Origin of the sequence: Streptomyces sp. NPDC048604 (assembly GCF_043199435.1) — a bacterium.
Lineage (GTDB): Bacteria > Actinomycetota > Actinomycetes > Streptomycetales > Streptomycetaceae > Streptomyces.
Genome location: NZ_JBICVX010000006.1, coordinates 280,191 through 292,830, shown reverse-complemented (window position 1 = coordinate 292,830; position 12,640 = coordinate 280,191). Strand labels below are relative to the sequence as shown.

The following is a 12,640-nucleotide window of genomic DNA, read 5'->3' as shown; positions in this document are numbered from 1 at the left end:
CAGGAAGCTACCGAGTCGCTGAACCCCATGGTGTGCGCAGCGTTCGGCGACGCTGACGAAGTACCCCATCCGGCGGATGACGCCCCATGAGGTGGTGCCGGCGCCGGTGCGGCTCGGCCGACATGCGCCGGATGGCGCCGGGGGTCAGATTGGAGGTGTACGACCCACCGGGCAGCGACGCCTCGGCGGCCGGACCGGACGAGCGGAGGAACCTGTCCATGACGACCCACGCGACTGCGCCCGGTCGGCGAGCGGACACGCACAGCGGCGGATGGATGGTGTGCGCCGCCGCCGTCATGATCTTCAGCTTGCGCGTCGCGCCCCGGCCGGTGCGGGCCTGACGTCCGGGACCCACGTACCCGTGGCAGACGGAACAGAGACAGAGGAGCTGCCGCGACTCGTGCTCGTGGTCGGCGTCGCCGGGTCGGGCAAGACGACGGTGGGGCGCCTCCTCGCCGACCGTCTCGGCTGGGCGTTCCGGGACGGGGACGAGTTCCACTCAGAGGCCGACCGCGCCAGGATGGCCGCCGGTCATCCCCTCACGGACAGCGACCGGGGACCGTGGCTCGAAGCGATCCGGGAGTGGATGGACGAGGCGATCGCCGGCCGTCGCCAGGCCGTCGTGACCTGCTCCGCGCTCAAGCGTGCGTACCGGGACACTCTGCTGGCCGGCCGCCCGGAGGTTCTGCTGGTGTACCTGCACGCCTCACGCGAGCTGCTGGGCTCGCGGTTGACCTCTCGGCACGGTCACTTCTTCCCGGCGGGCCTGTTGGAGAGCCAGCTCGCGGAACTCCAGGAGCCGGCACCCGACGAGCACCCGTTGGTGGTGGAGGTCGACCAGCCTCCCGAGGCCGTCGTCACGGCGGTTCTCTCGCTGATGCGCCGGGAGTCCGCTTCCGGGAGACAGCCGGCCGGATCGGACACGGAGCAACCCGTCCGCGCCGTGGCGCGCAACGGGCCTTCCGAGCCCCCCGGCCCCACGGGCGAGTCATGGCGGTTGGTTCACGGAGCACAGAGCGCGGTTGTCGTCCAGCTGGGCGGCGCCCTGCGCGACTACGTCGTGCACGGCCGGCCTCTGCTCGACGGCTTCTCCGCAGGGTCCGCCATCACGGGCGGGCGAGGACAACTGCTCATCCCCTGGCCGAACCGCGTAGGCGGCGGGCGCTACGACTTCGGGGGCAGGAGCCTGCAACTCCCCCTGACGGAGGTCGAGAAGAACAACGCGATCCACGGGCTGCTCCGCTGGACCCTGTGGAAACCGGTCGCCCACACCGATGACGCGGTGATGCTCGGCACGACGCTCTGTCCACAGCCCGGGTATCCGTTCCTCGTGGAGGTCCGCGTCGAGTACCGCCTGGGCCCGGAAGGGCTCAGGACCACCGTCCACGCGACCAACACCGGTACGGAGCCCGCTCCTTACGGGGTGGGGCAGCACCCCTATCTCACGGTAGGCACCGACCTCGTCGACAGTGCCGTGCTGACCGTTCCCGCCCGGTATCTGTTGCGTACCGACGAACGAGGTCTGCCGATCGGCCGGAGGCCCGTCGAGGGCACCCCGTACGACTTCCGCGCGGCCCGCCCCGTCGGCGGTCTGCGCCTGGACACCGCCTTCACCGGACTCGACCGCGCCTCCGACGGCCGGGCCGTGGTGCGGCTGGCACATCCCTCGGGGCTGCGGGGTGTCGATCTGTGGCTCGGCGAAGGCACGCGGTACGTACAGGTGTACACGGGTGACACGCTGGCCGAACCCGAACGGCGGCGCCGCGGTGTCGCCGTGGAGGCCATGTCCTGTCCGCCGGACGCATTTCGGAGCGGCACGGATCTCACCGTCCTGGAGGGAGGCGCCTCGCACGTGCTCCGGTGGGGCCTCACCCCGTGGGGGCCGCCGTGACCCCGCCGACACCGCTGTCGGCCGTGCCCGGTATGAGCTCGCACGACTTCCGGGCGCTCTACGAGCGACTGCGGCGCGAGTCCGCGCAGTCGACGGGTGACGGTCGGCGTGGCGCCCTCGGCCTTGTGACGCCCGAGCGGGTGGTGGCGGCTGTCGCGGAAGTCCGCCTCGGACGTACGGTGTCGCTGGCCGCTCCGATCGAGACCGTGCCGGGCCCCGACGACCCCGAGCCCGCGGTGCACCGGATGACCGGGCCTGCTCCGGACGACCTCCGCGCGGAGGGGCTGCACTTCGCCACCGACCGCTTCGCCATGAACGTGCACGGGGACGCGGACAGCCATCTCGACGCGCTCTGCCACGTGGTGCTCGACGGGGAGCTGTACGGCGGGGTGCCCGCGAGCAGCGTGACGCCCGAGGGTGCCCGTGCGCTCTCCGTGGACCTGGCCGCGGACGGCATCGTCGGTCGGGGCGTGCTGCTGGACATCCCGCGGCTGCGTGGCGTGCCCTGGCTGGAACCGGGCGACCACGTGACGTCGAACGATCTGACGGCCGCCGAGGCCGCGCAAGGAGTCCGCGTCGGACCGGGAGACCTGCTGTTCGTCCGGGTGGGACACCGCCTCCGTCGTACGGAACTCGGCCCGTGGAACGCGGCGACGGCTCGGGCCGGCCTCCACCCGACCGCCCTGGGGTTCCTGGCCGAACGGAAGGTCGCTGTCCTGGGCGGCGACGGCAACAACGACACCGCGCCCAGCACGGTGCGGGGCGTCTCCTTCCCGGTGCACGTCCTGGCCATCCATGCCATGGGCATCCATCTGATGGACTACCTGCAGTTCGAGGACCTGGTCCCGGTCTGCGCGCAGACCGGGCGATGGAGTTTCCTGTGTGCGGTCGCCCCGCTACGGCTGCCCGGAGCCACTGGGTCGCCCGTGAACCCGATCGCGGTGCTGTGACCGACGGGGCCGGCCGGCGACCGCCGCTCCGGTCGCCGTTCAGGGGGAGGGCGGCTACGTTCGAACGGGTGGGACGCTCGGCCCCGCACAGCGGGAGCCAGCGCAGCGGGGGCCCGCACAGCGGGTTGAAGGGGTCCGCGGCCAGTTCAAGGCCATGATCACAAGGACGGTGGTCACCGTGGGCGACGCCCCTCACTACGACGTCGTCATCATCGGCACCGGCGCCGGCGGCGGTACCCTCGCCCATCGGCTCGCCCCGTCCGGCAAGCGCGTACTCCTCGTCGAACGTGGCGACTACCTGCCGCGCGAGCGGGACAACTGGGACTCGACGGCCGTGTTCGTCAAGGGCAAGTACCGGGCGCCGGAGTTCTGGCTGGACAAGGACGGCAGTGAGTTCCCACCCGAGGTCAACTACTACGTCGGCGGAAACACCAAGTTCTACGGTGCCGCCCTCTTCCGGCTGCGGCCCGAGGACTTCGGCGAGCTCCGTCATCACGGCGGCCTCTCCCCCGCCTGGCCGATCCGGTACGAGGAGCTGGAGCCGTACTACACGCAGGCCGAACACCTTTACCTCGTGCACGGACGGCACGGCGAGGATCCGACCGAGGGCGCGGCGAGTGCCCCGTACGCCCATCCGCCCGTGGAACACGAGCCGCGCATCCAGCAGTTGAGCGACGACCTCGAGAAGCGTGGTCTGCACCCCTTCCACCTGCCGATCGGTGTCAATCTCAGCCAGGAGGACGGGGGGCGGGCCACCCACTCCAGTGTCTGCATCCGCTGCAACCGGGTGGACGGCTTTCCGTGTCTGGTGCGTGGCAAGTCCGACGCCGAGGTGATCTGCGTCGAGCCGGCCCTGCGACACCCCAACATCGAGATGGTCACGAACACGCAGGTGGTCCGCCTGGAGACCGATGCGAGGGGACGAAGCGTCAGTGCGGTCGTCGGCCGGCTGCCCGACGGTTCGGAGGTCCGGTTCACGGCGGATGTGGTGGTCGTCTCCTGCGGGGCCGTCAACTCGGCGGCGCTACTGCTGGCCTCGGCGAACGAACACCATCCCAGCGGATTGGCGAACAGCTCCGACGTGGTCGGCCGCTTCTACATGCGCCACAACAACCTGGCCCTGATGGCGGTGTCGAAGGAGCCCAACGACACTCAGTTCCAGAAGACCCTGGCCCTGCACGACTGGTACCTCGGGGCGGACGACTGGGACTACCCGCTCGGCGGCATCCAGATGCTGGGCAAGTCGGACGCCGAGCAGATCCACGGCGAGGCCCCGCGGTGGGCCGGTGCGGTGACGCCCGACATGCCGTTCGAGGTACTGGCGCACCACGCCGTCGACTTCTGGCTGTGCGGCGAGGACCTGCCACTTGCAGACAACCGGGTCACCCTCGACGGTGCCGCCCGCATCCGCCTCGCTCTCGACGAGAAGAACAACGTCGAAGGCCTGAAGCGGCTCCGGCACAAGCTGCAGGGCATGCTCGGCCACCTGGGTATGCACGAGCACCACCTGCTGTCCCACAGCATCTACCTGCACAAGGGCATGCCGATCGGAGCGACGGCGCACCAGGCAGGCACCGTACGATTCGGCACCGACCCGGCCACCTCTGCGCTGGACGTCAACTGCAAGGCCCACGACCTCGACAACCTCTACGTCGTCGACACGAGCTTCTTCCCGAGCATCGGCGCGGTCAATCCGTCCTTGACGGCGATCGCCAATGCGCTGCGGGTCGGCGACCATCTTCTGGAGCGGCTGGGCTGAGCCCGGCTGGTCGTCAACCACGTCTCGGACCCCGAGGCCAAGCCAAAGCGATCCAGGACGCACCAAGGGCCAAGCCGCTGGCGATGGTTCGCCTGCCCGGCCCCGGAGCGTCACACGCCTAAGATCACCGGGACGGGGGCGGCGGGCGAGACACGGAAGAGGCGGCGGAGATGGCGGACGAGCGCGTGTACCTGGTGACCGGGGGCGGAACGGGGATCGGGGCGGCGACCGCGCATTCACTGACCCGGGCGGGACACAAGGTGGCGGTGTCCGGGCGCCGCCCCGAGCCGCTGCGGCTGGTCGCCGAGAAGACCGGCGCCCTGCCCGTACCGTCGGACATCGGAGACCCCGCCGCGGTGACCTCGCTCGTCGAGACGGTGGTCGGCACGTACGGGCGGCTCGACGGTCTGGTGCTCAACGCCGGCATCGGGCGGGGCGGCGGGGTGGGAGAGGTGACTCTGGAGGACTGGGACGAGGTCATGCGGACCAACCTCACCGGTCCGTTCCTGCTGCTGCGCGCCGCGCTCCCGCACCTGCTCGAGGCCCGCGGCGCGGTGGTCGCGGTGGCCTCGGTGTCCGCCCTGCGCAATGGCGTCGGCAACGCCGCCTACGCCACCTCCAAAGCGGCGCTGCTCCAGCTGTGCCGCTCGCTCGCGGTCGACTACGGGGGCGCGGGGTTGCGCGCCAACACCGTGTGCCCGAGCTGGGTGCGCACCGATATGGCTGACCGCCGAATGAACCGGTTCGCCGACGAGGCGGGCCTGGAAGGGAACGGTCTGGAAGCGGCGTACGAGGAGGTGACCCGGGTCCTGCCGGCCGGGCGGCCCGGTGAGCCGCAGGAGGTCGCGGAGGCCATCGCCTGGCTGCTGTCGCCCGCCGCCTCGTACGTGAACGGTGCGGTGCTCACGGTCGACGGCGGCGCGACCGCACTCGACCCGGGCACCCTCGGCTTCGAGTTCCGGATGGAGCCACGCGCCCCGCGGGTCTGACCGACAGTCACGGCCGAAATGACCTGTCACGCTCCACCGACCGGCCACCCCGCCTCGGCCCCCGCACAGCGCCCCTGTCCGCTCCCAGCCACCCGGCGACACCGGATCGTCGAGCGGGGATTCGGTGAGAAGGCGTCAGCCCTGGTCAAAGCCGCGGAAGGTACCTGATCCGTCAGCGGCGTCGGCGTACTCCGCGAAGTCCATGTTGGCGATGCTGAGGTTGGCCGAGATGTCAGGAAACCACCGAGCCGGGACCCTGAACGTTCGCCCGGGCTCGTCCGCGAGGTCCACGGCCAGGAGTGGGTGCCCCGGGTCCTTCATTGTGGCCGCGTCCGCCACGAACATGTAGATGATCCGGTCGTCTTCGTCCGCAGCGGCCTCTTCGGCCATCAAGGCCTGGACCTCCACACCGGCGAAGCGAAGCTCGCTGACATACGTGGCATGGACGTACTCGTCAGCCGCGTCGAGTGCGGCTCGAACCGCGTCCCAGGCCCCTTCGTCACCGAAGTCGGTGCGCAGGACCAGCGAGGTCAGATCATCGGGCTGGGGCAGAGGCATCTCGTGATCCTCTCACCTGACGCTGACATCGACTGCCCGGACCAGGCACCCACCGCACCCGCGGCACTCCGTGGTTGACGTTACGGAACCCGTCAATCGAGGACCGCGGTGGCCTCGATCTCGACCAAGTGCTCGGGAACGTCCAGCGCCGCCACTCCGATCAGCGTGGCCGGCGGCACCGGTGCCAGCCCCAGTTTCCCGATCGCCCGGGAGACCCCGTCCATGAGCAGGGGCATCATGTCGGGCTTCCAGTCGACGACGTAGACGGTCAGCTTCGCCACATCGCGGAAGGTCCCGCCGGCCGCGGCAAGGGCGGTGGCGATGTTGAGGTAGCACTGCTCCACCTGAGCGGCGAGGTCGCCCTCGCCGACCGGATTCCCGTCGGCGTCCACCGCGACCTGTCCGGCGATGAAGACCATCCTCGAACCGGATGCGATCGCGACCTGACGGTAGGCGTCGACGGCGGGCAGCCCGTCGGGGTTCAACAGGGTAATGGCCATGATTCCTGCTCCTCGTGCTCTCTTGTGGTTACTCGGAAACCGTAGGAGAGTGGCCGTCTACCTGGAAGAACGCACTTTTCGGTGACTGGGGAACCTCATGGTGACCAAGCAGCTCAAGGGCTCGGGCCCGGCCAAGGACGAGGCCGACGTGACGCGGGCGGATTCGCTGGCGCGCGAGATCTTCTCCGACATCGCCAACAAGTGGGCCCTTCTGATCATCGAAGCGCTGGGCGACCGGACCCTGCGGTTCACCGAGTTGCGGGGCGAGGTCGAGGGCATCAGCCACAAGATGCTCACGCAGAACCTGCGCCTGCTGGAGCGCAACGGCCTGGTCGACCGGACCGTGCATCCCACCGTGCCGCCGCGCGTCGAGTACGCCCTCACGGAGCCGGGCCGGGCGCTGCGCGCGACCGTCGACGGCATGTGCGACTGGACCCACCGCTACATCACCGACATCGAAACCGCCCGCCACCGTTTCGACAGCACCTGAGGCGGCCCGACCTCGCCCAGTGGCGACGTGCGGGAACTGTCACCCACCCGCGATCGCGACGACGAGGAGGGTGATCGCGAGCAGTGCGATCACCACGCCCCCGATGACGAAGGCCCGTTCGCGGCCGAAGCCTTCGTGGCCCTGGACGACGACGTCGCGTGGGTCGGCGGGATCGTAGGTGACCAGGATGTTGTCGCCGTCGTGGATCGGTCGCCGTCGGCTCGGGCGGACGGGGCTGACGACTTCCATCACCCGGTCGTCCTCCGTCACGAACTGGAGCAGCGTGGCCGGCTCATCGCCGGGCCGTCCCGGGCGTCGCTTGACCAGTGCCGGAACACGGACGCCCGTTGCGCTCACGCGGCGCGCCTGGCGCAGGCCGTGGGCGCCTGCGAGGGCGGCTACCAGGCCGCCGAACACCATGATCCCCGCGAGCACGACCACAGCCCCCGTGTCCACTCCACCTCCCAGATCGGGGACCGCCAGGCGGCGGACGACCTCACCCAGGAGGTCTTCCTCCGTGCGCTCGCCGCGCTGCCCCGGTTCGAGGGGCGTTCCTCGGCCCGTACCTGGCTGCTGTCGATAGCCCGGCGGACCGTGGTCGACAGCCTGAGGCACGCGGCTGCCCGGCCCCGCCTGTCCGACCGCGACGACTGGCAGACGGAGGCCGAACTCAACCAGCCGCAGGGGCTCCCCGGCTTCGAGGACGGCATCGCCCTGGCCGAGCTCCTGGCCACCATCCCGGCCGAGCGGAAGGAGGCCTTCGTCCTCACCCAACTCCTCGGCCTGCCCTACGCCGAGGCCGCCGAGACCATCGGCTGTCCCGTCGGTACGGTCCGCTCCCGCGTCGCACGAGCCCGAACCTCGCTGATCGCCCTGCTGCGCGACGAGGAGGACGCCCAGCCGGCACCTGACCCGGGCGAGGGCGCGACGGCCCGCACGAGGTTCACCCGGGCGCGCGTGCTCGCCTGAGCTCCCGCCTCACGGGGGGGGTGGCGGAGGTGGTTCGCGGTGTTCCCCGGGCCTGCCTCCGCCGCTCTGCCCGTCAGGCCGAGGCGGCGGCCGCGGGGGCCAGGCGGTCCAGTGCGCCGGCCTTGGCCTGGGCCACGAGGTCGGCGAACTGCTCCTCGCTCATCTGCACGTGCTGACCGAAGTCGTCGGTGATGCGCACGCGCTTGTCCGCGGGCGCGTCCCCGTCCACGAAGAGCTGCGGGCACCCGCAGTCACACTTTCCGCAGAACGTCGCGATTGGTTCCGGATTCCTGTCGGGCATCTTTGTGCCACCTCGCCGCTTCGGGTTGTGTGGTCGTACCGGCACCTCGATGCTGCCCATCCGTCGATGCATCGACTCCGCCCCCTTCCGGGCACTGTCCGGAACCGCCCCGAATCGACCCATGCACTCCATTGATCCGTGCTGTGATTCAGACCACTCCGGCGCGGCGACCCTTCTGCCGGGAACGCCGGCGCCCGCTGCTTCCACAGCCCAACACCCTCTTGCCGTAGGCAAGATGACTGTCCGACAGAAGACCACGCCCCTCTCCACGTGAGGTCAGGCCCTCATGTGAGTCGCCGACGGCTTGTCGGTGGCTGGATACCTTGTGCCGGTGCACGGACGGGACGGCTGGACGAGGCGGACTTCGAAGGGTCTGATCTGCGCTTCCGCCTGCCTGTTTCTGGGGTCGGTCAGCCATGTCGCCGCCGGCGGGTCGCTGCCGGGGGCAGACGGGCTCGCACTCGTCTTCGCCGGTCTGACCGTACTGGGCACCGCCCTCTTCGGCAGCCGGCAACGACGCTTCGACGTGACCGCGCTCGTCCTGGGTGCGACCCAGTTCGCCCTGCACCTGGCCCTCCACCGACTGTCGATGACGCCGACGGGCGGCGGTGGCCATCCCTCCATGGCCGGCCACGCCGGCCACGCTGCCAACGCTCACGCGAGCACGCACGCGGCGGCGATGGCCCAGCCGGGCTCCGGGCACGCCATGACCGCGTCGATGACGTCGGCGCACGCACTGGCGACGCTCGGCACCGCCCTCTGCGTCGTCTACGGGGAACGGGTCCTGCGACGGCTCGCCGCCCTGGTCCTGCCCCGCCTCCCCTTCTCCGCCCTCGGGCCCTGCCCGGTCACACCCTGGCGCAGGCCGCCGGTGCCGTTCACGGCCGGCCACGTCCGTCTCGGCGTCCTCCTCGCCCGCTGTCGCCCCCGACGAGGCCCACCCCTGGTGACGTCCGCCTGATCGCTCGTACGCGATCACGACACCCGCCCTCGCGGCGGCTCCCATCACCATCCATCGGCTTCGTCGTACGCGCGCGCTCGAACGCGGCGCGTACACCCTTGGGGAACACGCATGTCTTCGACCATCGATCAGGACCCACAGAGAACGGACTCCGCCGAGGAGTCGGCAACCTCCGGCGCGGAACCGGCGCCTGCCGGACGCTCCTGGCAGGGCATACGCGCCCTGCTGGTACGGCTCCACTTCTACGCCGGGGTGTTCGTCGCCCCGTTCCTGCTCGTCGCCGCGCTCACCGGCCTCGTCTACGCCTTCGCCCCGCAGCTCGACCAGCTCGTCCACGGCGACCAGCTGCGTGTCGAGCAGGTGGGTGACCAGCCCCGTCCGCTGGCCGAGCAGATCGCCGCGGCGCGGGCCGCGCACCCGGAGGGCGCCCTGTCCTCCGTCGTCACCCCGGCCGAGCCGGAGGACACCACGCGCGTGGTGCTGTCCGTTCCCGAGCTGGGCGACAAGCAGCGCACCGTGTTCGTCGACCCGTACACCGCGAAGGTGCAGGGCGAACTCACCACGTCGTGGGGTTCGACGCCGCTGACCACCTGGCTCGGCGACCTCCACAAGAACCTGCAGCTGGGCGAGACCGGCCGCCTCTACTCCGAGGTCGCCGCGAGCTGGCTGTGGGTAATCGTCGCGGGCGGCCTGATCCTGTGGCTCGGACGCAGCCGGGGGCAGCGCGCGAAGTCCGCGCGCGGCGTCCTGCTGCCCGACCGCGCTGCCCGTGGCGTACGGCGGACCCGCAGCTTCCACGCCGCGACCGGCGTCTGGCTCGCCCTCGGCCTGTTCTTCCTGAGCGCCACCGGTCTGACCTGGTCCCAGTACTCCGGCGAGCGCTTCGAGCGGCTGCTCGACACCGCCAAGGGGAACGCGCCCGAGCTGGACACCCTGCTGCCGGGCGCGCAGCCGCCGGCCGAGGAGGAGGGCGGCGAGCACGCGGGCCACGGCGGGCACGGCGGTACCGCGGACTCCGCCGATCCCGATCCGACCGCCTTCGACGCGGCGCTCGCCGCCGCCCGCGAGGCGGGCCTGGGCGGCACCGTCGCGCTCACGCCTCCCGCCGACGCCTCCAGTGCCTGGGTCGTTGCGCAGAAGGACAACGTCTGGCCCGTGCACTACGACCAGGTCGCCGTGGACGCCGCCAAGGGCGAGGTCACCGCGCACACCCGGTGGGCGGACTACCCGCTCCTCGCCAAGCTGACGAAGCTCGGCATCCAGGGCCACATGGGCGTGCTCTTCGGCATCGTCAACCAGCTCGTGCTGGCCGCCATCGCGATCGGCCTGATCCTGGTGACCCTCTGGGGCTACCGCATGTGGTGGATGCGCCGCCCGACCCGCGAGGACCGCTCGGCCCTGATGGGGAAGGCCCCCGCCCGCGGCACCTGGCGTGGTCTGCCCCTGCCGCTGCTGATCCTCGGCATCCCGGCGGTCGCCGCGCTGGGCTGGGCCCTGCCCGTCTTCGGGTGCACGCTGCTCGCCTTCCTGGTGGTGGACGTGACCGTCGGCCTCGTCCACCGTGGCCGGGCGGTCTGACGCACATATAGGGAGGGCGCGCCGTCCGCGCGCCCTCCCTTCCCCCGTCGAAGCCCTCTGCGTGCGCCGACCAGCGCCGACAGCTCGCTCAGGGGAGGAACGTCACGGCCGGGAACGCCGGGGACGGCCCGTCGAGCAGGTGCCGCCGGCGGTGGCGCAGGTGCTCGTCGAAGAACGCGAGCGGGTAGGCCTGCTGGATCTTCACCGCCTGGTCGGGATCGAGGGTGCCGATCACGTCCTGGAGCTGCTCTCGGCTCCATCCGAGCAGCTTCGCCACCTGCGGGAACAGCGCCTCGTTGTCGCCGTACGAGACGTGGGCGGCGCCCTGGGCCTGGATATCCAGCCGCCAGCCCCGCAGGTGCGACCAGAATGCGGCGGGCGCGGGATTCGTGGCCCGGGTGAACTCGGCGGACATCATCATGAACGGCCGGTGCAGGTCGCCGGCCAGCGGCGGGTTCATCTCCATCGGCCCGTCGAGGCTCAGCCCGGCCCGGATGCGCTCGTCCGCGAGCATGGCGCACGCGGCGGCCGTCCCGCCCTTCGACCAGCCGAACGCGCCCATGCGCCGCGGGTCGAGGGAGCCGAGCAGCCCGGCCGGCAGCTCCCTGTGGTCGACGTCGGGATTGCATCCGGCGGCAAGCTGCTCGACGCAGTCGAGGACGAAGCGCAGGTCGGCGGCGAAGTCCCCGGGCAGCGTCGGCGCCCGACTGTCGCGCAGCGGGACGCCGATCCGGCCGTCGGGGTACTCGGTGTACGTGTCGTACTGGTGGGCCACGGTCACAGCCGCGTATCCATGGCTGGCGAGCTCTTGGACCATGACCGTGTGGTCGCCCTGGTGGCTGTGCGCGCCGTGCGAGAACACGACGACGGGCAGCCGTCGGTCCGATCGCCGCACCGGAGCGCCCACGTAGCCGGCGGTGAGCGGCGCCAGGGGGACCAGGTCGCTGAACCCGGCGTCGGCGAGGAACGCCTGAAGTGCGCCGGCCGGCATCCAGGGCGCCACCGGGTACCGCTGGACGTCCCGGGCGGGGTACCAGACGGTGGCCATCAGCTCGCGGAAGTGCCCGGGGCCCGCAATGTTGTCCGGACGCGACCGGTCGACAAGGCGCAGCTGGACCGTTCCCACCGGGTGCGGCCCGGTCGGCCCGGGCAGCATGAGCCGCGGCGCGGTGGGCGCGGCCGCGGCCTGGTCGGCCCACGCGGGGCCGGCAGCGGCGCCGAGCGGCACGGTGGCCCCGACGGCCAGTGCGGCTCCCAGCATGCTGCGGCGCGTCATGCCCTTCCGGCTCGGCAACGGCGTGGTGGTCATGGGCCCTCCCCTGGTGACGGATCGTCAACCGTGCCGCGACGGCCAGTCCGTGGGCACAGGGAAACGCTTTCATGCGCCCATCCCACGCACATCGGACCACCGTTTGATCACTCGCGGGCGGCATAGGACCACGGGTTGACACCCTGGGGTTGATGCGGTCGGCGGTGTCGTCCGGTGACGAGGCTCTCCTCGTATGGGGACCTCACATGCAGGGAATGTGAAGAATCCGCGTGCGCACTGTGGGGAGTTCCGGTCTCCTCGCATGTTTTCCGTCAGCGAATTCCTCATCATCGAGCAGCGTTCCGCTTGTCGTATCGCTCGAACTCGTCGGTAACTCGTGTCAAAGTCCGAGTTCGCGGCCCGTGCACGGCGCTGACCTGCCAGA

13 protein-coding genes are annotated in these 12,640 nt (G+C 71.0%); 8 read left to right on the top strand and 5 right to left on the bottom strand.

Annotated features, from left to right (window positions below; all coding sequences use genetic code 11):
• Window positions 1-361: 361 nt before the first annotated feature.
• From ACGFMM_RS15280 to ACGFMM_RS15265, 4 genes are all read left to right on the top strand, one after another.
• A complete protein-coding gene (locus ACGFMM_RS15280) occupies window positions 362-1,891 on the top strand; it encodes a gluconokinase, GntK/IdnK-type (RefSeq protein WP_393646735.1) in 1,530 nt (509 codons plus the stop codon).
• 32 nt (window positions 1,892-1,923) lie between these two features.
• Window positions 1,924-2,841, top strand: a complete 918-nt coding sequence (locus ACGFMM_RS15275; RefSeq protein ID WP_393646733.1) for a cyclase family protein — start codon at window positions 1,924-1,926, stop codon at window positions 2,839-2,841.
• Window positions 2,842-2,995: 154 nt separating this feature from the next.
• Entirely contained in the window at window positions 2,996-4,600 is a 1,605-nt protein-coding gene (locus ACGFMM_RS15270; RefSeq protein WP_393646731.1) for a GMC oxidoreductase, read from the top strand.
• 170 nt (window positions 4,601-4,770) lie between these two features.
• Window positions 4,771-5,589 (top strand): SDR family NAD(P)-dependent oxidoreductase, encoded by an 819-nt coding sequence (locus tag ACGFMM_RS15265; protein ID WP_393646729.1) that lies wholly within the window; start codon window positions 4,771-4,773, stop codon window positions 5,587-5,589.
• Between the two features lie 135 nt (window positions 5,590-5,724).
• On the opposite strand, the gene ACGFMM_RS15260 is transcribed toward ACGFMM_RS15265, so the two are convergent.
• Together ACGFMM_RS15260 and ACGFMM_RS15255 are read right to left on the bottom strand one after the other, a co-directional pair.
• Window positions 5,725-6,147, bottom strand: coding sequence for a DUF6924 domain-containing protein (locus ACGFMM_RS15260; protein ID WP_393646727.1), 423 nt, complete (start codon window positions 6,145-6,147; stop codon window positions 5,725-5,727).
• A 92-nt stretch (window positions 6,148-6,239) separates the two neighbouring features.
• Window positions 6,240-6,647, bottom strand: coding sequence for a RidA family protein (locus ACGFMM_RS15255; RefSeq protein WP_393646725.1), 408 nt, complete (start codon window positions 6,645-6,647; stop codon window positions 6,240-6,242).
• 97 nt (window positions 6,648-6,744) lie between these two features.
• Between ACGFMM_RS15255 and ACGFMM_RS15250 the strand changes: the two genes are divergently transcribed.
• Window positions 6,745-7,137, top strand: coding sequence for a winged helix-turn-helix transcriptional regulator (locus ACGFMM_RS15250; RefSeq protein WP_393646723.1), 393 nt, complete (start codon window positions 6,745-6,747; stop codon window positions 7,135-7,137).
• A gap of 39 nt (window positions 7,138-7,176) precedes the next feature.
• On the opposite strand, the gene ACGFMM_RS15245 is transcribed toward ACGFMM_RS15250, so the two are convergent.
• A complete protein-coding gene (locus ACGFMM_RS15245; protein ID WP_393646950.1) occupies window positions 7,177-7,557 on the bottom strand; it encodes a DUF3592 domain-containing protein in 381 nt (126 codons plus the stop codon).
• On the opposite strand from ACGFMM_RS15245, the gene ACGFMM_RS15240 reads away from it, so the two are divergent.
• Window positions 7,504-8,106, top strand: a complete 603-nt coding sequence (locus tag ACGFMM_RS15240) for a sigma-70 family RNA polymerase sigma factor (RefSeq protein WP_393646949.1) — start codon at window positions 7,504-7,506, stop codon at window positions 8,104-8,106. The genes ACGFMM_RS15245 and ACGFMM_RS15240 overlap by 54 nt on opposite strands.
• Before the next feature lie 73 nt (window positions 8,107-8,179).
• Here the strand turns inward: ACGFMM_RS15240 and ACGFMM_RS15235 are convergent, their stop codons facing one another.
• Window positions 8,180-8,407 (bottom strand): hypothetical protein, encoded by a 228-nt coding sequence (locus tag ACGFMM_RS15235; protein ID WP_393646721.1) that lies wholly within the window; start codon window positions 8,405-8,407, stop codon window positions 8,180-8,182.
• 331 nt (window positions 8,408-8,738) lie between these two features.
• On the opposite strand from ACGFMM_RS15235, the gene ACGFMM_RS15230 reads away from it, so the two are divergent.
• Together ACGFMM_RS15230 and ACGFMM_RS15225 are read left to right on the top strand one after the other, a co-directional pair.
• A complete protein-coding gene (locus tag ACGFMM_RS15230) occupies window positions 8,739-9,368 on the top strand; it encodes a hypothetical protein (protein ID WP_393646719.1) in 630 nt (209 codons plus the stop codon).
• A gap of 111 nt (window positions 9,369-9,479) precedes the next feature.
• On the top strand, window positions 9,480-10,946 hold the full coding sequence (locus ACGFMM_RS15225) for a PepSY-associated TM helix domain-containing protein (RefSeq protein ID WP_393646717.1): 1,467 nt from the start codon (window positions 9,480-9,482) through the stop codon (window positions 10,944-10,946).
• An 88-nt stretch (window positions 10,947-11,034) separates the two neighbouring features.
• Here ACGFMM_RS15225 and ACGFMM_RS15220 read toward each other — a convergent pair whose 3' ends face one another.
• Window positions 11,035-12,255, bottom strand: a complete 1,221-nt coding sequence (locus ACGFMM_RS15220; protein ID WP_393646715.1) for an alpha/beta hydrolase family protein — start codon at window positions 12,253-12,255, stop codon at window positions 11,035-11,037.
• Window positions 12,256-12,640 lie beyond the last annotated feature (385 nt).

Excerpts from the sequence above, each read along its gene's own strand:
- ACGFMM_RS15275 (WP_393646733.1), top strand. The coding sequence starts at position 1,924 with ATGAGCTCGCACGACTTCCGGGCGCTCTACGAGCGACTGCGGCGCGAG.
- ACGFMM_RS15270 (WP_393646731.1), top strand. The coding sequence starts at position 2,996 with ATGATCACAAGGACGGTGGTCACCGTGGGCGACGCCCCTCACTACGAC.
- ACGFMM_RS15265 (WP_393646729.1), top strand. The coding sequence starts at position 4,771 with ATGGCGGACGAGCGCGTGTACCTGGTGACCGGGGGCGGAACGGGGATC.
- ACGFMM_RS15260 (WP_393646727.1), bottom strand. The coding sequence starts at position 6,147 with ATGCCTCTGCCCCAGCCCGATGATCTGACCTCGCTGGTCCTGCGCACC.
- ACGFMM_RS15255 (WP_393646725.1), bottom strand. The coding sequence starts at position 6,647 with ATGGCCATTACCCTGTTGAACCCCGACGGGCTGCCCGCCGTCGACGCC.
- ACGFMM_RS15250 (WP_393646723.1), top strand. The coding sequence starts at position 6,745 with ATGGTGACCAAGCAGCTCAAGGGCTCGGGCCCGGCCAAGGACGAGGCC.
- ACGFMM_RS15245 (WP_393646950.1), bottom strand. The coding sequence starts at position 7,557 with ATGGTGTTCGGCGGCCTGGTAGCCGCCCTCGCAGGCGCCCACGGCCTG.
- ACGFMM_RS15235 (WP_393646721.1), bottom strand. The coding sequence starts at position 8,407 with ATGCCCGACAGGAATCCGGAACCAATCGCGACGTTCTGCGGAAAGTGT.
- ACGFMM_RS15225 (WP_393646717.1), top strand. The coding sequence starts at position 9,480 with ATGTCTTCGACCATCGATCAGGACCCACAGAGAACGGACTCCGCCGAG.
- ACGFMM_RS15220 (WP_393646715.1), bottom strand. The coding sequence starts at position 12,255 with ATGACCACCACGCCGTTGCCGAGCCGGAAGGGCATGACGCGCCGCAGC.